Annotated in this window: 18 protein-coding genes; 13 read left to right on the top strand and 5 right to left on the bottom strand. The window is 71.6% G+C overall.

All coding sequences use genetic code 11. The features are described 5' to 3' along the window. Positions 1–77: 77 nt before the first annotated feature. Positions 78–1,022, top strand: a complete 945-nt coding sequence (gene nudC, locus ACIRS4_RS25950; protein ID WP_404200428.1) for an NAD(+) diphosphatase — start codon at positions 78–80, stop codon at positions 1,020–1,022. A 137-nt stretch (positions 1,023–1,159) separates the two neighbouring features. Here the strand turns inward: nudC and ACIRS4_RS25945 are convergent, their stop codons facing one another. Further along, a complete protein-coding gene (locus ACIRS4_RS25945; protein WP_351094991.1) occupies positions 1,160–1,402 on the bottom strand; it encodes a mycoredoxin in 243 nt (80 codons plus the stop codon). 182 nt (positions 1,403–1,584) lie between these two features. Between ACIRS4_RS25945 and ACIRS4_RS25940 the strand changes: the two genes are divergently transcribed. The 4 genes from ACIRS4_RS25940 (at position 1,585) to ACIRS4_RS25925 (ending at position 5,143) form a co-directional block, all read left to right on the top strand. Further along, on the top strand, positions 1,585–3,783 hold the full coding sequence (locus ACIRS4_RS25940; protein ID WP_404200425.1) for an ATP-dependent DNA helicase UvrD2: 2,199 nt from the start codon (positions 1,585–1,587) through the stop codon (positions 3,781–3,783). A 173-nt stretch (positions 3,784–3,956) separates the two neighbouring features. Continuing rightward, a complete protein-coding gene (locus tag ACIRS4_RS25935; RefSeq protein ID WP_404200423.1) occupies positions 3,957–4,280 on the top strand; it encodes a hypothetical protein in 324 nt (107 codons plus the stop codon). 174 nt (positions 4,281–4,454) lie between these two features. Further along, a complete protein-coding gene (locus tag ACIRS4_RS25930; protein ID WP_030784068.1) occupies positions 4,455–4,823 on the top strand; it encodes a WhiB family transcriptional regulator in 369 nt (122 codons plus the stop codon). Further along, positions 4,820–5,143, top strand: coding sequence for a hypothetical protein (locus ACIRS4_RS25925; protein WP_404200420.1), 324 nt, complete (start codon positions 4,820–4,822; stop codon positions 5,141–5,143). The genes ACIRS4_RS25930 and ACIRS4_RS25925 overlap by 4 nt, the downstream gene beginning before the upstream one ends. Before the next feature lie 154 nt (positions 5,144–5,297). Here ACIRS4_RS25925 and ACIRS4_RS25920 read toward each other — a convergent pair whose 3' ends face one another. Then, positions 5,298–6,722, bottom strand: a complete 1,425-nt coding sequence (locus ACIRS4_RS25920) for an ABC1 kinase family protein (RefSeq protein ID WP_404200417.1) — start codon at positions 6,720–6,722, stop codon at positions 5,298–5,300. Continuing rightward, on the bottom strand, positions 6,715–7,935 hold the full coding sequence (locus tag ACIRS4_RS25915) for a TOMM precursor leader peptide-binding protein (RefSeq protein WP_404200414.1): 1,221 nt from the start codon (positions 7,933–7,935) through the stop codon (positions 6,715–6,717). Before ACIRS4_RS25915 ends, ACIRS4_RS25920 begins: the two co-directional genes overlap by 8 nt. Before the next feature lie 281 nt (positions 7,936–8,216). Between ACIRS4_RS25915 and ACIRS4_RS25910 the strand changes: the two genes are divergently transcribed. The 4 genes from ACIRS4_RS25910 (at position 8,217) to ACIRS4_RS25895 (ending at position 12,046) form a co-directional block, all read left to right on the top strand. Further along, the gene (locus ACIRS4_RS25910; protein ID WP_404200411.1) at positions 8,217–8,813 is read left to right on the top strand and encodes a M48 family metallopeptidase; all 597 of its coding nucleotides are present in this window, start codon (positions 8,217–8,219) and stop codon (positions 8,811–8,813) included. A 102-nt stretch (positions 8,814–8,915) separates the two neighbouring features. Continuing rightward, positions 8,916–10,580 carry a TerD family protein gene (locus ACIRS4_RS25905; protein WP_404200408.1) on the top strand — a complete coding sequence of 555 codons (1,665 nt, stop codon included), beginning with the start codon at positions 8,916–8,918 and terminating at the stop codon, positions 10,578–10,580. 11 nt (positions 10,581–10,591) lie between these two features. After that, positions 10,592–11,272 carry an AIM24 family protein gene (locus ACIRS4_RS25900; RefSeq protein WP_404200405.1) on the top strand — a complete coding sequence of 227 codons (681 nt, stop codon included), beginning with the start codon at positions 10,592–10,594 and terminating at the stop codon, positions 11,270–11,272. An 18-nt stretch (positions 11,273–11,290) separates the two neighbouring features. Further along, complete coding sequence (locus tag ACIRS4_RS25895) at positions 11,291–12,046, top strand: AIM24 family protein (RefSeq protein WP_404200402.1); 756 nt, start codon at positions 11,291–11,293, stop codon at positions 12,044–12,046. Between the two features lie 64 nt (positions 12,047–12,110). Here ACIRS4_RS25895 and ACIRS4_RS25890 read toward each other — a convergent pair whose 3' ends face one another. Both ACIRS4_RS25890 and ACIRS4_RS25885 read right to left on the bottom strand, forming a co-directional pair. Further along, complete coding sequence (locus tag ACIRS4_RS25890; protein ID WP_404200399.1) at positions 12,111–12,626, bottom strand: NUDIX hydrolase; 516 nt, start codon at positions 12,624–12,626, stop codon at positions 12,111–12,113. Further along, the gene (locus ACIRS4_RS25885) at positions 12,623–14,101 is read right to left on the bottom strand and encodes a zinc-dependent metalloprotease (protein WP_404200396.1); all 1,479 of its coding nucleotides are present in this window, start codon (positions 14,099–14,101) and stop codon (positions 12,623–12,625) included. Before ACIRS4_RS25885 ends, ACIRS4_RS25890 begins: the two co-directional genes overlap by 4 nt. A gap of 193 nt (positions 14,102–14,294) precedes the next feature. On the opposite strand from ACIRS4_RS25885, the gene ACIRS4_RS25880 reads away from it, so the two are divergent. The 4 genes from ACIRS4_RS25880 to ACIRS4_RS25865 all read left to right on the top strand — a co-directional run bounded on the left by ACIRS4_RS25880 (position 14,295) and on the right by ACIRS4_RS25865 (position 17,363). Further along, on the top strand, positions 14,295–15,404 hold the full coding sequence (locus ACIRS4_RS25880; RefSeq protein WP_404200393.1) for an SDR family oxidoreductase: 1,110 nt from the start codon (positions 14,295–14,297) through the stop codon (positions 15,402–15,404). Between the two features lie 42 nt (positions 15,405–15,446). Then, a complete protein-coding gene (locus tag ACIRS4_RS25875) occupies positions 15,447–15,908 on the top strand; it encodes a molybdenum cofactor biosynthesis protein MoaE (RefSeq protein ID WP_404200390.1) in 462 nt (153 codons plus the stop codon). Between the two features lie 141 nt (positions 15,909–16,049). After that, positions 16,050–16,214, top strand: a complete 165-nt coding sequence (locus tag ACIRS4_RS25870) for a hypothetical protein (RefSeq protein WP_404200387.1) — start codon at positions 16,050–16,052, stop codon at positions 16,212–16,214. Positions 16,215–16,268: 54 nt separating this feature from the next. Continuing rightward, positions 16,269–17,363, top strand: coding sequence for a PDZ domain-containing protein (locus ACIRS4_RS25865; RefSeq protein WP_404200384.1), 1,095 nt, complete (start codon positions 16,269–16,271; stop codon positions 17,361–17,363). Positions 17,364–17,375: the final 12 nt, after the last annotated feature.

Below are 17,375 nucleotides of genomic sequence, written 5' to 3'. Positions count from 1 at the left end.
CCGGCCCGGTCGCCCGCCGCACGTCCTGCTGAATCGCCCGCCCACACCACCGCTCAACGGGGGAGTTGGAAGCACCAGTGACCACCTGGACCGACCAGAACGCCGACCGGCCCGTCTCACTCACAGCGCCGAGCGGCATCGACCGGGCCGCCCACCACCGGCTCGACGAGGCCTGGCTCGCCGCGGCGTGGAGCCACCCCACGACGCGCTGCTTCGTCGTCTCCGGCGGCCAGGTCCTCATCGACGAGACGTCCGACGGGCGCACCGAACTCGTCATGACCCCGTCCTTCGAAGCACCCCTCACCGAGGCCCACCGGTACTTCCTCGGCACTGACGAGGACGGCGTCAGCTACTTCGCTCTCCAGAAGGACGCGCTGCCCGGCCGCATCGACCAGTCCGCCCGCCCGGCCGGCCTGCGCGAGGCCGGACTGCTGCTGTCCCCGCGGGACGTCGGCCTGATGGTGCACGCCGTCGGCCTGGAGAACTGGCAGCGCACCCATCGCTTCTGCTCGCGCTGCGGGGAGCGCACGGTCATCGCCGCCGCCGGCCACATCCGCCGCTGCCCGGCGTGCGGCGCCGAGCACTACCCGCGCACCGACCCCGCGGTGATCATGGCCGTGACGGACGAGGAGGACCGCATCCTGCTCGGCCGCCAGGTTCACTGGCCCGAGGGCCGCTTCTCGACCCTCGCCGGTTTCGTCGAGCCCGGCGAGTCCATAGAGCAGGCGGTGCGCCGAGAGGTCTTCGAGGAGGTCGGCGTCAGCGTCGGCCGGGTCGACTACATCGCCAGCCAGCCCTGGCCGTTCCCCTCCAGCCTGATGCTGGGCTTCACGGCCCGCGCCACCTCCACCGACATCGAGGTCGACGGCGACGAGATCCACGAGGCCCGCTGGTTCTCCCGCGACGAACTCGGCGCCGCCTTCGAATCCGGCGAGGTCCTGCCGCCCTACGGCATCTCCATCGCGGCCCGCCTGATCGAACTCTGGTACGCCAAGCCCCTGCCGACCCGCGGTTTCCTGTGACGCGACACGACACGACACGACCCGACACGACGTGACGCGCTTCACCGGCTGACGCGACACAGAGGAGGGCGGCCCCCGAACCGCCGGGGACCGCCCTCCTCACACCGCCGTGAGCCGCACGCTCACGCCGCGGTGAGTCACGCGCCGATCTTCTGCTTGACCTGAGCGAGCGAAGGATTCGTCAGCGTCGAACCGTCGGGGAACAGCACGGTCGGCACCGTCTGGTTCCCGCCGTTCGCCTTTTCCACGAATGCCGCGGACTCCGGGTCCTGCTCGATGTTGATCTCGTCGTACGTGATGCCCTCGCGGTCCATCTGGCTCTTCAGCCGGCGGCAGTAGCCGCACCACGTGGTGCTGTACATCGTCACGGTGCCCGGCATGTCGGTCGCGCTCCTTCAAGGGCTCGGGGACGTCTGGTCGCAGTGGAGGAACGTCCGGGCACGCGCCGTCATTCCCCCGGGGAGCCCCTCACGGCGTGACGCCCGCCGCATTGGTACGACTGCGGCGGCCCGCCTGTGGACAACCGTCCCGCCCGTCTCCGGCGACCTGGCAGCATGGCTGTGTGACAGCAGCAACGCATTCCCCCCTCTTCCCGCAGGTACCGGACTCGGCCGACGCGGTGCTCGAAGGGCTCGACCCCGAGCAGCGCGAGGTGGCCACCACCCTGCGCGGTCCGGTGTGCGTGCTGGCGGGAGCCGGAACGGGCAAGACCCGGGCGATCACCCACCGCATCGCCTACGGAGTCCGCGCCGGCGTCCTGCAGCCCTCCAGCGTGCTCGCCGTCACGTTCACCAACCGCGCCGCCGGCGAGATGCGCGGCCGGCTGCGCCAGCTCGGCGCCCAGGGCGTCCAGGCCCGCACCTTCCACTCCGCCGCCCTGCGCCAGCTCCAGTACTTCTGGCCGAAAGCCGTCGGCGGCTCCCTGCCCCGGCTAGTCGACCGCAAGATACAGCTCGTCGCCGACGCGGCGGCCGCCTGCCGCATCCGACTCGACCGGGGGGAGCTGCGCGACGCCACCGCCGAGATCGAGTGGTCCAAGGTCACCCAGACCGTCCCCGCCGACTACCCGGCCGCCGCTGCCGTGGCGGGCCGCGACGCCCCCCGCGATCCCGCAGAGATCGCCCAGCTCTACGCCGCCTACGAGGACATCAAGCGGCAGCGCGCCGTCATCGACTTCGAGGACGTGCTGCTGCTGACCGTCGCCGTCCTCCAGGACCGGCGCGACATCGCCGACCAGGTCCGCGCCCAGTACCAGCACTTCGTCGTCGACGAGTACCAGGACGTCAGCCCCCTCCAGCAGCGCCTGCTGGAGCTGTGGCTCGGCGACCGGGACGACCTGTGCGTGGTGGGCGACGCCAGCCAGACGATCTACTCGTTCACCGGAGCCACCCCCGACCACCTTCTGGACTTCCGCACCCGCCATCCCGGTGCCACCGTCGTCAAGCTGGTCCGTGACTACCGTTCCACGCCCCAGGTCGTCCATCTCGCCAACGGTCTGCTCGCCCAGGCTCGTGGCCGCGCCGCCGACCACCGGCTGGAGCTGATCTCCCAGCGCGCCGCGGGACCGGAACCCGCGTACTGCGAGTACACCGACGAGCCCGCCGAAGCCGAGGGAGCCGCCCGCCGCATCCGCGAACTGCTCGACGCCGGCGTCCCGGCCGCCGAGATCGCCGTCCTGTTCCGCACCAACGGCCAGTCCGAGACCTACGAACAGGCACTCGCCGACGCCGGCATCCCCTACCAGCTGCGCGGCGCCGAGCGGTTCTTCGACCGGCCCGAGGTGCGCAAGGCCATCGTCTCCCTGCGCGGCTCAGCCCGTTTCAGCGGCAACGACACCGTCCTCGACGACGCCGACGACCTGCCCTCCCAGGTGCGTGCCGTGCTCTCCGGCGAGGGCTGGACGCCCAAGCCGCCCGCCGGTTCCGGCGCTGTCAGAGAGCGCTGGGAGTCGCTGGCCGCCCTGGTCCACCTGGCGCAGGACTTCGGTGCCGCCAGGCCCGGCGTCACCCTCGCCGACCTGGTCGCCGAACTCGACGAGCGGGCCAACGCCCAGCACGCGCCGACCGTGCAGGGCGTCACCCTCGCCTCCCTGCATTCGGCGAAGGGCCTGGAGTGGGACGTCGTCTTCCTGGTCGGTGTCGCCGAGGGCATGATGCCGATCACCTACGCGAAGACCGACGAGCAGATCGAGGAGGAGCGCCGTCTCCTCTACGTCGGGGTCACCCGCGCCCGCGAGCGTCTCCACATCTCCTGGGCGCTGTCCCGCTCGCCCGGCGGACGGTCCAGCCGCCGCCCCAGCCGCTTCCTCGACGGGCTGCGGCCCGGCTCCGGCGTCGCGGCGGGGCGGGGCTGGTCCGCCGCCTCGGGAGGCGTCGAGCGCGGTGCGACGAGCCGGGCGGCGGGAGTCTCCGCGGTGCCGCGGCGGACGCAGCGCACCCCGGCCCGCTGCCGGGTCTGCGGGCGCGGCCTCACCGACGCCGGGGAGATGAAGCTGATGCGCTGCGAGGACTGCCCTTCGGACATGGACGAAGGGCTCTACGAGCGGTTGCGCGACTGGCGCGCGATCCAGGCGGGGCGCAACGGTCAGCCCGCGTACTGCGTCTTCACGGACAAGACCCTCATCGCGATCGCCGAGGCCGTCCCCGAGGAGGCGGCCGAGCTGGCGCGCATCCCCGGGGTCGGTATGCGCAAGTTCCACCGCTACGGGGCCGATGTACTGGCCATCTGCGCAGGCCAGGACCCGGCTGGAGAGGCCGAATGAGACTGATCCGAACTCGTCGAAAAAATAGTTTGCGCATGCCCCGGCAATCCCCATAGGTTCTTAGGCACGAGAACAGAGGCCTTCTCGAAGGCCCTGATCCCGTGCTGTACTTGCATATCCGCCGGACCGGGTTCACCCCTGGTCCCCCGAGACGCCGAGAGGAGGCGATTCCAGTGATCATCAACAACGCCAGCACCATCAGCACCGCCAAACTGACCGATCGCTCCATCGTCTCCATGTGCATGCTCGGCGCCTCCAACCTGGGCACCGGTCTGTCCGGCATTCGTGCCGATCGGCCGGCGTCCTCCGTCGCTCTTGCGGGCCTCCCTGTCCGCGAGCGCAGCGAGCGACCGACCAAGGCACTGGAAGCGGCAGTAGTGGCACAGGCGAAGGCCTATGCCTTTACGGCGACCGGTGCCGGATTCCGGAAGCAGACGACGCAGCACCACCAGATGTGGGCCTTCCGTGGGCCAGAACCCTGGAGTGATCCAGCCTGATCTTCGATCAGGCCGGCGCCTTCAGGGCCGCGGAACCCCATCCGGGATCCGCGGCCCTTCTGTTTGTCCTCCAACGGGGACGACGAAGCGAAGGGGCCTCGGGACAAGAAAAGAACCCGGTACCAGCCGCCACCGGCCCCACAGGGCCGACCGACCAGACGAGGAAGACGAACCGTGCAACTCGAAGCGCACGCCCCGTCCGTACCGCCTTCCGAAACGATCCCCCCGCCCGGCCTCACGGAGGACTCCGCCTTGACCCCGCTCACCGCGCTCACCGCGCTCGACGACGCCATCGAGAACCTGGGCGTACCCGTCCCCTGCCGTTCCTACGACCCGGAGGTCTTCTTCGCCGAGTCGCCCGCGGACGTCGAGTACGCCAAGTCCCTCTGCCGGACCTGCCCGCTGATGGAGGCCTGCCTCGCCGGCGCCAAGGAGCGGCGTGAGCCCTGGGGTGTCTGGGGTGGCGAGCTGTTCGTCCAGGGTGTCGTCGTCGCCCGGAAGCGGCCGCGTGGCCGCCCGCGCAAGAACCCGGTCACAGCATGAACACCACAGGAACCATCGACCGTCCCCTCACGCACGACCCCAAGAAGCAGGCCCCGATGAAGCCGTCCACCAGCGAGCCCGCAGGCTCCGCGACCGAAGACGTCACCACCACCGGCGCGAACGACTCGCGTCAGAACAGGACCCGAGAGATGCAACTCATCCCAGAAGCCCTGGCACGTGCGCATATGCACGACCGGCTGCACGAGGCCGAGCGGGAACGCCGGGCCATGCGCCTGGCGACCGCCCGCCGGATGCAGCGCCGGGCCGAGCGCGCCTCGCTGCGCGCTCGCCGGGCGCTCGCGATGGCCGTGATGCAGTAGCCCTTCCCGCCTGAAGCGGTGGCCTCCCGGTGAGGGAGGCGAAGCTCTCCCCGCGGGGGCCGGTCCGTCCGAACGGACCGGCCCCCGCGGTGCGTTGTCCGCGGCGGCCGGTCCCGGTCCCGGCCCCGGCCGCGAGGCCGACCTGCCGGCCGCCTCACGCCTCCGCCGCTGTGTCCTCCTCGTCCTCCTCCGGGCCGGCCCCGAGGCCGTCCTCGAGTCCTTCTTCGAGCCCTTCCTCCGTGTCCGCCTCGACGACGAACCCCGGGAGCCACGCCTCCAGTTCCTCGCGCAGTCGCACCGCCGCGCCGAGCTGGCACAGCACACCGATCGTGCTGAGCGTCACCCGGTGGATCAGCAGGTACGCCGGGGGGAGGTTGAGCTGCTTGCCCAGTTGGTGGGCGGGGGAGCGGGGGTCGGCGATCCGCGCGGCCTGGCTGCGCATCCAGTCACGGGTGAACGTGAACTCCTCCACCCGCGCCGGCTCGATGATCGGCAGGAGGTAGTCCAGGACGGCGTCGGGGTCCAGCTCTATGGACTCCTTGACGAAGCCCTCCCTGCGCAGCAGTTCGTAGACCGCGGCGGCCTCGCCGTCCAGTGTCATCCGCAGGGATTCGCCGATGGGCTCGGGCAGGCCGCCCGGGAGCCGGTCCACGGTGCCGAAGTCCAGTACGCCCAGCCGCCAGTCGTCCTCGCCGTCGGGGCCGCCGGGCAGCAGACGGAAATTGCCGGGGTGCGGGTCGGCGTGCAGCAGACCGGTGCGGGCCGGGCCGGAGAACAGGAAGCGGGACAGCAGCTGACCGGCGCGGTCCCGCTGCTCCTGGGTGCCGTCGGAGATCACCTCGGACAGCGGCACTCCGTCGATCCACTCGGTGATCAGCACCTGGTCGCCCTGGTGGACCACTGCCGGGACCACGACGTCGGGATCGTCGGCGAACTCCTCGGCGTGAGCCTGCTGGGCCTGCGCCTCCAGGGCGTAGTCCAGTTCCTCGGAGACCCGGTCCCGCAGCTCGGTGATCAAGGGCTTGACGTCCATACCGGGGACGAGAGGGCCCAACAGACGGGCGAATCGGCTGAGTTGGGTCAGGTCGGACAGTAGGGCCTCGCCCGCCCCGGGGTACTGCACTTTGACCGCGACCTCACGTCCGTCATGCCACACCGCCCGGTGCACCTGGCCGATCGAGGCGGCGGCGGCCGGTTTGTCGTCGAACTCCAGGAACAGGTCCGCCCAGTCCTCGCCGAGCCGCTCGGCGAGCGCGGCGTGCACCGTGCGGGTCGGCATCGGCGGCGCCGCCTCCTGGAGCTTGGTGAGGGCCGCTCGGTAGGGGCCGGCGATCTCCTCGGGCAGGGCCGACTCGAAGACGGACAGGGCCTGCCCGAACTTCATCGCACCACCCTTCAACTCGCCGAGGACCTTGAACAGTTGCTCAGCGGTGCGCTGCTGCAGCTCGCGGCCGACGATCTCCGCGGACTCGCCCACGATGCGCTTGCCCAGGCCCCAGGTCGCCCGGCCGGCGAAGCCGAGCGGGAGCGCGGCGAGCTTGGCGGTCCGGGTGACCGCCTTCCGGGGAAGATCAGACATGCGCCCTCCAAGTCCCAGCCGGCCGCGTCGCTTGTGGCGTACGGCCCAACTCGGTCGACTGCCGTTGCTCCGCCATTGTCGCGCGCGACACCCCTTCCTCGGAGGGAGTGTGTTCCTCCTTACCTTTCTCCGCCGACCCGCACGAGCACCCCGAGTGTGCCCACACCGGTCGCGCGTGCCACTGGAGCGTCGGCAGGGCGACCTCCCAGCGCGCGCCCGCGCTCGACGGGAGACCGCCGTCGAGGAAGGCGACCGCGTGTGCCGCCGCCAGGCCGGCGACGGTCGCGGCCAGCGTCAGATCGCAGGCGCGGGCCGGGCGCCGCCGTCCCCCGGAGTGCCACTGCGCGACCAGGCGCGGCCAGGCCGGATCACGATCGGTGCGCCCGTGGTGCAGACAGCCGGCGCACGCCGTCTCCCCCGGGAGGACCAGGGGGCCCACGACACCCGTCGCCTCCACCACCCCGGCGTACAGGTGGGGTGTGCCCGAGGCGATCAGAGGCTCGGCCGCCGAAGGCGCGGGCGCGTGCACGGACACGTCGTCCCGAGGGGCGAGGACGACCAAGGAGAAGCCGGGCGAGTCCGTCTCGGCCGGGGAGCGCGGGCTTCTGCGCGGCGGGCGGTCCGGAGCCGCCCCGCGGGCCGCGCGCCCGGCGGCCTCGTCCCGGCGTTCGCCCACCGCTTCCACGGCCAGCCCGCCCGGTGCGACGTCCCCCGGCTCCACCCGGCCGCCGTCGCGCACGTCCACCTCGCCCACCCCGGCTCCCGACAGGAGCGAAGCCAGGACCGAGCCGACCCGTCCCGCCCCGCGTACCTGCACCCGCATCCGCCGCCGCGCCGCCAGGCGGCCGAGCGCTTCACCCGGTTCGGAGACGGTCAGCGAGAGCGAGGCGAGGTCGGGACGCAGCCGCTCCATGACGTCCTTCTTCTCCCGCAACGCGTCGGCGTCCGGTCCACCGCCGCGCGCGTCGTCCAGCAGTCCAGCCCGGGCCAGCCGCTTCACCAGCAGGTCCACATGATCGTCGGGCAGGTCCATCCGCCTGCCCTCCTGACGCAGGAGCGGCAGACCACGGGTGCCGTCCAGCAGGTCCAGGAAACTCCCCGTCGCGGTGTCCATCGGGCCGAGCGTCAACGCGTGCGCCGGAGTCATCCCGAACTGCACGGTGTTGAGATCGCGCCAGCCGCGCCGCAGCGCGGGCTTCACCATCGGATGCATCGAAAACCCCCGTCAGCCTGAGATCACGGCCCCCGCCGGGATCAGCCCGCAACTCATCGCACCGGCGGAGCTTCAGGCGTGGGGACGACCTCGCTCCGCCGGCTCGTGCCAGCATGCCGGGGCCTCGCCGATCGGTGCCGAAAGTTGTCCACAGGCGGACAGGTTCGTCGTACTGATCCGTCGTACTGATCCGTCGTACGAGGCAGGGCAGCGGGCGGCGCTCGGAACCCGACCGCCCCGGAGTCGGGACTTCCGCCATGTGCAGCGGGTAACGTCTGGGCGTGCCCGCCGACCCACTGCACCGCGCCAAAAAGCCACAGCACAGCACGACGAACCAGCCGCCGAGCGGTTCGGGGGCGAGCGCGATCGAGGTCCGCAGAAGCGCCCGCCGACGCCGGACGGTCTCCGCGTACCGCGAGGGCGATCGCACCATCGTGCTCATCCCCGCCCGGATGTCCGCGGCTGAGGAGCAGCGCTGGGTGAGCGTCATGCTCGACAAGCTGGCCGCCCAGGAGAGCCGGCGCGTCCCCGGCGACGCCGAGCTGGCCGAGCGTGCCGAGCGGCTGTCGGCGCAGTACTTCGCCGGCCGGGCGCGGGCCGCCTCCGTGCGCTGGGTGACCAACCAGAACACCCGCTGGGGCTCCTGCACCCCGGCCGAGGGCAGCATCCGTCTGTCGCACCGGCTCAAGGGCATGCCGGAGTACGTCATCGACTACGTCCTGCTGCACGAGCTCGCGCATCTGCTCGTACCCGGCCACGGCGCCGACTTCTGGCGGCTCCTGGAGGCCTATCCGCGCACCGAGCGGGCCCGCGGCTATCTGGAAGGAGTGGCGGCCGCCGCCCGGCTGCCCAAGGATCCCGGCCCGCGCGAGGACTGAGCCCGTTGTGTACCGGGTCTGTACCGACATCGTCCGATGTCGGAGTTTGCCGTTAGCCTGGCGCGACGCACTTCGAATCGGGATGGGGGACGGTCGTTACGCATGACCAGGCAATTCCAGCGCGGCCACAAGGCCAGGATCAGTGACCTCACCGCGGGCACGGATCTGTACGTCGGTGTGCAGATCTCCGGTCCGGGCCTGACCTTCGACATCAGCTGCTTCGGCCTCGACGCCGACGAGCGGCTCTCCGACGACCGGTACTTCGTCTTCTTCAACCAGCCGAAGTCCCCAGAGGAGTCCATCCAGCTCCTGGGCGCCCAGGCGGGTGACACGGAGTCCTTCCGCGTCACCCTCGACCGGATCCCGCCGCAGATCCAGAAGCTGTCCTTCACGGCGACCGTCGACGGCGCCGGGCAGATGTCGCAGATCGGCCCCGGCTACCTCCGGATCGTGGCGGGCGGCGAGGAGGTGGCCCGGTACGCGTTCGACGGTTCGGAGTTCTCCACCGAGCGAGCCGTGATGCTCGGTGACTTCTACCTGAAGGACGTCTGGCGTTTCGCGGCGGTCGGTCAGGGCTTCGACGGCGGTCTGGACGCGCTGCTGAAGAACTTCGGCGGCGAGGTCATGGAGGAGGAGGCGCCCGCCGCCCCCCAGCAGCCGCAGACCGGCGCCGTTCCCGGCTTCGCCCCGCCGGCCCAGGCCGGCGAGCCGCCCGCGTTCGGCGCCCCCTCCGCCGCGCCCTCCGCCCCGCACCATCCCGCCCCGCAGAGCTTCGCGCCGCCCGCCGCGACACCGCCGGCGCAGGCCCCGCCCCCCGCGCCGGCGCCTTCGATGCACGCCGCACCGACCATCGTCGCGCCGCTGACCCCGCCGGGCGGCGCACCCGTCCCGCCGCCCGCCCCGGCCCCCGCGCCGTACGGCCAGCCGGGCCAGCAGCCGCCGTACGGCCAGCCGCCCCACCAGCAGTCCTACGGCCAGGCCGTCCCCAGCGCCCCGACCGCACCGCTGCCCCCCGGTTACGCCCAGCCTCCTCAGGCCCCTCAGGCCCCCACCGGTTACGGCCAGCAGCAGCCCTACGGTGTGCCGCAGGGCGCGCCCCAGGGCGGCGCCGGGGTGTCCGCCGCGCTCCAGCGGTTCAAGGAGACGCCCACCGGTCAGCGCTGGACGCAGCAGAACAAGAAGCTGATCCGCGTCGACCTCGGCGTCGGCGGCCAGCCCGTGCTGGCCCGCCAGGGCAGCATGGTGCTCTACCAGGGCAAGGTCGACTTCAGCTACAAGGGCGCCGGGTTCGCCGGCCGGATCGTGGGCAACGCGACCGGCCAGGAGATGCAGCTGATGCGCTGCACCGGCCAGGGACAGGTGTTCCTCGCCGACAACTCCACGATGCTGCACCCCATCGAACTCCAGGGAGACGGCCTCTGCGTCTCCGCCGAGAACGTCCTCGCCTTCGACGAGAGCCTCCAGTACGAGGTCCGCCGCGTCGAGGGGCACGGCATCCCCGGCGGCGCCCTGTTCACCATGCAGTTCACCGGCACCGGGACGATCGTCGTGAAGACGCACGGCACCCCCGTCGTGCTGCCGGTCACGCCCACTACCTTCGCCGACTGCAACGCCGTCGTCGCCTGGTCGGCTGCCTCCCAGGTCGTCGTCTCCAGCCAGGTGCGGATGCGCCGCAACGCATACCCCGGCGACACCGGCGAGAGCGTCAACCTCCAGTTCCGGGGTGCGCCCGGCAACTTCATCGTCGTCCAGCCGTACGAGGTCTGAGGGAGCCCGTCATGAACCAGCCGCTCGCGGGCTTCGCCCCCGCACCCGTCACCGCCCGTATGGAGAACCACGGCAACCACATGCTGAAGGTCGCCCTCCAGACCGGGAACGACCTCCTCGCGCGGGTGGGCTCGATGATCGCCTACGAGGGCTTCATCCAGTACGAGCCCAACCCGCCGGCCGTGCGCCAGATCGCGCGCGACTGGATGACCGGGGAGGGCGCGCCGCTGATGAAGTGCTCCGGCGACGGTCTGCTCTACCTCGCCGACTACGGCGCCGACGTGGTCGTGATCAACCTCAACGGCGACGGCATCTCCGTCAACGCCACCAACCTGCTCGCCTTCGACGCCCATCTCACCTGGGGCGTGGAGCGGGTCAAGGGGCTGGCGAAGTTCGCCGGTCAGGGCCTGTGGAACACGAGGATCTCCGGGCAGGGCTGGGTCGCGCTGACCTCCCGGGGCAAGCCGATCGTCGTGGACTGCGGCGGCGGCGAGAACGAGACGTACGTCGACCCGGACGCGCTGGTCGCCTGGTCGCCGAACCTCAAGGTCAAGGGCAAGCGCAGCTTCAAGGCGCAGTCGCTCATCGGCCGGGGCAGCGGCGAGGCCTACCAGATGGCCTTCTCCGGTGAGGGCATCGTCGTCGTCCAGCCCAGCGAGGACAGCACCGACCGTCTCCGGGTCCGGGGCTGAGGGGGAGCCAGAGCCACCATGCAGAGTTCGCTTTTCGCCTACAACGACCAGCCCACCCAGGAGCGCTGGAGCCTGCAGAACAAGCAGATGCTCCGCGTCGCCCTGGAGGGCCACGACGACATCCTCGCCCGCAAGGGCACCATGGTCGCCTACCAGGGGCTCGTGGAGTTCGACGCCGAGTACCGGAGCGGCAACCAGGCACGCGCGCGTGCGCGCACCGGCGAGGGCCTGGACCTGATGCGCTGTCATGGGCAGGGCACCGTCTACCTCGCCAACCTGGCCCAGCACATCCACCTCGTGGACGTGGAACAGGACGGCCTCACCGTCGACAGCAGCTACGTCCTCGCCATGGACTCCTCGCTGCACCACGAGGTGATCGCCGTCGACAGCCTCTACGGCATCTCCGGCTCGGGGAAGTACCAGCTCAACATCACCGGCCGGGGCCGGGTCGCCCTGATGACGTCCGGCGCCCCGCTGATGATGCAGGTCACGCCCGACAAGTACGTCAACTGCGACGCGGACGCGATCGTCGCCTGGTCCACCGGGCTGCGGGTGCAGATGCAGGCCCAGACGCATTCCTCAGGGGTGTGGCGGCGGCGCGGCAACACCGGCGAGGGCTGGGAGCTGAGCTTCATGGGCACCGGCTTCGCACTGGTCCAGCCGAGTGAACTGCTGCCTCCGCAGAACGCCCAGATCGGCTCCGGGCTCGCCGCGCAGTACGGCATGGGACAGCAGGGGGCGCGGGCACAGAACCAGGGCAACGTCTGGAGCTGACGGTCCCGGAAGACGAACGTGTAAGGGGCGGCCACCCGAGTGGCCGCCCCTTACACGTTCGCGTTCACAGTCGTGCGCGCGTCGCCTCCACCAGGCGTACGACCGAGTCGTCCGCCACGTCCGCGACCTCCTCGTAGGGGAACCAGCGCAGGTCCAGGGACTCGTCGCTGATGGCCTCCAGGGCGCCGGCGGGAGCGAGTGCCGCGTACTGGACGTCGAGGTGCCAGGCGCACGGCGTGTGGTGCCGGTCCAGGCGCACCGGGCCGCCCGGGAGCAGGGTCAGGCCGGCGATGCCCGACTCCTCGGTGGCCTCGCGCAGGGCGGCGGCCGCGAGCGTCGCGTCGCCCGGCTCGCAGTGGCCGCCCATCTGGAGCCACATCCGCAGCTTCCGGTGCAGCGTCAGCAGCACCCGCCCGCGCGCGGGATCGATCACCAGGGCGCTGGCGGTGATGTGGCCGGCCCCGCAGGCCTTCCACATGCCGTCCGGGTGGGTCTGGAGATGCTCCAGGTACGTCTGGCGCAGCTCTTCCTGGTCCTCGTACTCCTTCAGGACGAGGACCGCTTCGTCGTGCAGGCTCACTCGGTGTCGTCGTCCTTCGCGTCCGGCTCCGGCTTGCCCGCTTCCGGCTTCTCCGGCCCCTTGTCCAGGTCCGGCTTCCCGCCGGTCGAGCCGCTCGCCGCCTCGCCGAGGATCTTGTCCAGCTCGGAGAAGTCCAGCTGCTCGCGGTGGACGAAGCCGTCCGGGTCGTCCAGATCGGCGGCGGTCGGCAGCATGTCGGGGTGGGCCCACAAGCCGTCACGGCCGTCGACACCGCGCGCGTCGGTCAGCGACGCCCACAGCCGGGACGCGTCGCGCAGCCGGCGCGGGCGCAGCTCCAGACCGATCAGGGTGGCGAACGTCTGCTCCGCCGGACCGCCCGAGGCGCGACGGCGGCGCAGGGTCTCACGCAGCGCGTCCGCGGAGGACAGACGCGGCTTGGCCGCCGCGTGCACCACCGCGTCCACCCAACCCTCGACCAGCGCCAGGGCCGTCTCCAGACGGGCCAGGGCGGCCTTCTGCTCGGGGGTGTCCTCCGGCTGGAACATGCCCTGCTGGAGCGCGTCCTGAAGCTGCTCGGGGTTCTGCGGGTCGAACTGGCCGACCACGTCCTCCAGCTTGGCGGTGTCGACCTTGATCCCGCGCGCGTAGCCGTCGACCGCGCCGAACAGATGCGAGCGCAACCACGGCACGTGCGCGAAGAGACGCTGGTGGGCGGCCTCGCGCAGGGCGAGATACAGCCGCACCTCGTCCTTCGGGACGCCGAGGTCCTTGCCGAACGCCTCGACGTTCGCCGGCAGCAGCGCGGCCTTGCCGGCCGGGCCGAGCGGCAGGCCGATGTCGGTCGAGCCGACGACCTCGCCCGCGAGGACGCCGACGGCCTGCCCGATCTGCGAGCCGAACATGGCGCCGCCCATCGAACGCATCATGCCGATCAGCGGGCCGGCCATGGCCTGCATCTCCTCCGGCAGGACGTCGCCCATGGCCGTGCCGACGCGCTCGGCGACCGGGTTCACCAGTTCCTTCCACGCCGGCAGCGTCGCCTCGACCCACTCCGCGCGCGACCACGCCACGGCCGATCCGGCGCCGGACGGCAGGGAGGTCGCGTCGTCCAGCCACAGGTCGGCCAGACGGACCGCTTCCTGCACGGCGGAGTGCTCGGCGGGGCCGACACTGGCGTCCTTGACGCCGTCGGAGGTGCCCTGGGCGACCGTCTGACGGGCGATCTGCTGGGCCATGTCCCAGTTCACCGGGCCGCCCTCGTAGGAGAGCATCTGGCCGAGCTGCTGGAACGCGGCGCCCAGGTCGCTGGGGTTCAGCGAACCGAACATGGCGGCGAGCGGATTGTCGGCACCCGGGCCTCCCGGGCCGCCGAAGCCGCCGGGGCCGGACAGCCCGAAACCGAACGGGTTGGCCGGTCCCTGCCCACCGCCGCTCTGCGGGTCCTTCTTCTTGCCCTCGTCGCCGTCTTCCGGCTCCTCCGGCGGAAGGCCGAATCCGAATGGGGTGTCACTCACGGGGTTCCTCGGCTGGTAAGGCCACCGGCTCTCGGCCGGCGGCGCGGCTGCCCTGCAACACCACCCAGCGTAGACACCCCGGCTCGATCGGGCCTCGGTGCTTCGCCGACTCTCGGCCTGCGGCAGGATGGATGCCACTTGGTACGTACGCGCCACTCGCGCTCGTATGGAAAACAACCGCTGGAGACACCTGGTGAGTTCCCCAGATCCGCAGGTTCGCGCAGCGCGAAACCACTCGGCCCCGTCCGCGGGGCGCGGGCCCGTCGTCGCCGTCACCGGCGCCGCGACGGGAGTGGGCGCGCTCCTCACCGAGCGGCTCGCCGCGTCGGACGAGATCAAGCAGGTCGTCGCCATCGACGAGCGGCGCGGCGAGTGCGACGCGGCGCAGTGGCACATCCTCGACGTCCGGGACCCGGCCATCGCCGACAAGCTGCGCGGCGCGGACGTGGTGGTCCACCTGGCGCTCGACCTGGACCTGGGGAGCGACTCCGCCGCCCGGACGGCGTACAACGTGCGCGGTACTCAGACCGTGCTCACCGCCGCCGCGGCGGCCGGGGTGCACCGCGTGGTGCTGTGCACCTCCGCGATGGTCTACGGGGCGCTGCCCGACAACGAGCTGCCGCTGTCGGAGGACGCGGAGCTGAAGGCGACGGCGGAGGCGACCGGCGTCGGGGACCTGCTGGAGATCGAGCGGCTGGCGCGGCGCGCCCCACGCGCGCATCCGGGTCTGAACGTCACCGTGGTGCGGCCGGCGGTGCTGGTGGGAGGCACGGACACCGCTCTGACCCGGTACTTCGAGTCGCCCCGGCTGCTCGTCGTCGCCGGGTCACGGCCCGCGTGGCAGTTCTGCCATGTCGAGGACCTGTGCGGTGCGCTGGAGTACGCCGTCCTGGAGAAGGTGGACGGGGAGCTGGCCGTGGGCTGCGACGGATGGCTGGAGCAGGAGGAGGTGGAGGAGCTCAGCGGGATCCGGCGGATGGAGCTGCCGTCGGCGGTCGCGCTGGGGGCCGCCGCCCGGCTGCACCGGATCGGTCTGACGCCGTCCCCGGCGGGGGACCTGGCGTACACGATGTACCCGTGGGTGGTGAGCGGGAGCCGGCTGCACGACGCGGGGTGGCGGCCCGGGTGGACCAACGAGGAGGTCCTGGCGGAGCTGCTGGAGGAGGTGTCCGGGCGGCATACGGTGGCCGGGCGTCGGCTGGGGCGCAAGGACGCGACGGCGGCGGGCGCGGCGGGGGCGACGGTCGCTCTGCTGGGTGCGGCGGCCGTGGTGCGGCGGGCCCGGAAGGCCCGGCGGCGGTAGCGGGCTGAGGGCGCCCGGCCCAGGTGCGGCAGTATGGGGAGTATGGCTTCCAGCAACGATCACCCGGGTGAGCAGGGCTCTTCCGACCCGCTCAAGTTGATCGCCGTCCGTGACACCGCGCTCTCCCTGGACGAGGTCTTCCGGGCCGTCGGGGACGACGCGGCCGGTGGCACCGCCCTGTTCGTGGGGACCGTGCGCGACCACGACGGGGGCGCCGACGTCGACGCGCTCGCGTACTCCGCCCACCCCACCGCGGAGGCGGAGATGCGGCGGATCGCCGAGAAGGTCGTCGCCGGCTACCCGGTGCGGGCGCTGGCCGCCGTGCATCGGGTCGGGGAGCTGAAGGTGGGCGACCTGGCCGTCGTCGTCGCCGTGTCGTGCCCGCACCGGGGCGAGGCGTTCGAAGCCTGCCGGAAGCTGATCGACGACCTCAAGCACGAGGTGCCCATCTGGAAGCACCAGAGGTTCTCCGACGGGACGGACGAATGGGTCGGCGCCTGCTGACGGCCGCCCGCCGACGCACGCCCACGCCTCGATCATCTTCCGGTTGCGTAACCCGACCCCTGCCGTGAGCGTTGTCAGTGCGGATGGTTAATCTGCTGATCAGTCAGTTGCTGTGGGCTCACTTCAGGTCGGGAGGTCGGCATGGCGGTGCTCGCCTGGTTGTTGATTCCGCTGGTGGCCGGGGTCGGCGCCGGTCTGTGGGGCAGCTGGGCCAACCGGACCCGCAGGGTCCGCGGCGACGGGCCGGAACTCGACGGCTACGCGCGCTTCCGGGCGGCCATGGAGAGGTCCCACACCGGTTCATGATCCGGCAACTGGCCCTGACGGTGCGCTGACAGAGGCGTCCCGTACTGTCGAGGCATGCCACGCCGCACCGCGACGATGCTCGCCTCCACCCTGATGCTGATCGCGCTTCTGTGCGCGGGAGTGCTCATCCCCGTGCCGTATTCGGAGATGTCCCCGGGGCCCACGGTGAACACCCTCGGCGAGCACGACGGCGAGCCGGTGCTGCAGATCTCCGGGCGCAAGACCTACGAGTCGACCGGTCACCTGAACATGACCACCGTGCGGGTCACCGGCGCCGAGTACCGGATGAACCTCGTCGAGACGGTCTACGGCTGGCTCGCGCACGACTACAAGGTCGTGCCGCACGACACGCTCTACCCGGACGGCAAGACCGAGGAGCAGTCCACCCAGGAGAACGCCGAGGAGTTCAGCCAGTCCCAGGAGAGCGCCAAGGTCGCCGCCCTGAAGGAACTGGACGTGCCGGTGCGGTCCTGGGTGATCGTCTCCACCGTGGTGAAGGGCTCGCCCGCCGAAGGCAGGCTGCACGCCGGCGACGTCATCAAGACCGTCGACGGCACGGACGTGAAGGCGCCCGGGGACGTGGCGAAGCTGGTCACCAAGCACAAGCCGGGAGAGAAGGTCGCCTTCGGGATCGTGCCGGCCAAGGAGCAGGCGGCCGCCGAGAAGGAGAAGCGGACGCCGAACAAGGTGGAGACGGTCTCCATCACCACCGCCAGGTCCGGCGACAAGGGGCAGCAGCGCGCGATCGTCGGGATCACCGCCGGGACCGACCACACCTTCCCGTTCACCATCGACATCAAGCTCGCCGACGTCGGCGGCCCGAGCGCCGGCCTGATGTTCGCGCTCGGCATCTACGACAAGCTCACTCCGGGAAGCCTGACCGGCGGCAAGTTCGTCGCCGGCACCGGGACCATCGACGACGACGGCAAGGTCGGGCCGATCGGTGGCATCCAGATGAAGACGGTCGGCGCGCGCGCCAAGGGCGCCCAGTACTTCCTGACGCCCGCCGACAACTGCGCGGAGGCCGCCGAGGACGTCCCCGGCGGGCTGACGCTCGTCAAGGTGGACACCATCGGCGACGCCCTCGGCGCTTTGGCGGACATCCGCGGCGGCGACACGGCCGGCCTGCCGAAGTGCACGACCGGGTGAGCCTCGCGGGGC

This window comes from Streptomyces sp. NPDC101166 (genome assembly GCF_044768125.1).
GTDB lineage: Bacteria > Actinomycetota > Actinomycetes > Streptomycetales > Streptomycetaceae > Streptomyces.
Note: the sequence above shows the minus strand (reverse complement) of the source record. Positions and strands in the feature narration are given on the sequence as shown.

Excerpts from the sequence above, each read along its gene's own strand:
- ACIRS4_RS25875 (WP_404200390.1), top strand. The coding sequence starts at position 15,447 with ATGGCTTCCAGCAACGATCACCCGGGTGAGCAGGGCTCTTCCGACCCG.
- ACIRS4_RS25925 (WP_404200420.1), top strand. The coding sequence starts at position 4,820 with ATGAACACCACAGGAACCATCGACCGTCCCCTCACGCACGACCCCAAG.
- ACIRS4_RS25945 (WP_351094991.1), bottom strand. The coding sequence starts at position 1,402 with ATGCCGGGCACCGTGACGATGTACAGCACCACGTGGTGCGGCTACTGC.
- ACIRS4_RS25865 (WP_404200384.1), top strand. The coding sequence starts at position 16,269 with ATGCCACGCCGCACCGCGACGATGCTCGCCTCCACCCTGATGCTGATC.
- ACIRS4_RS25870 (WP_404200387.1), top strand. The coding sequence starts at position 16,050 with ATGGCGGTGCTCGCCTGGTTGTTGATTCCGCTGGTGGCCGGGGTCGGC.
- ACIRS4_RS25915 (WP_404200414.1), bottom strand. The coding sequence starts at position 7,935 with ATGCATCCGATGGTGAAGCCCGCGCTGCGGCGCGGCTGGCGCGATCTC.
- ACIRS4_RS25900 (WP_404200405.1), top strand. The coding sequence starts at position 10,592 with ATGAACCAGCCGCTCGCGGGCTTCGCCCCCGCACCCGTCACCGCCCGT.
- ACIRS4_RS25920 (WP_404200417.1), bottom strand. The coding sequence starts at position 6,722 with ATGTCTGATCTTCCCCGGAAGGCGGTCACCCGGACCGCCAAGCTCGCC.
- ACIRS4_RS25905 (WP_404200408.1), top strand. The coding sequence starts at position 8,916 with ATGACCAGGCAATTCCAGCGCGGCCACAAGGCCAGGATCAGTGACCTC.
- ACIRS4_RS25895 (WP_404200402.1), top strand. The coding sequence starts at position 11,291 with ATGCAGAGTTCGCTTTTCGCCTACAACGACCAGCCCACCCAGGAGCGC.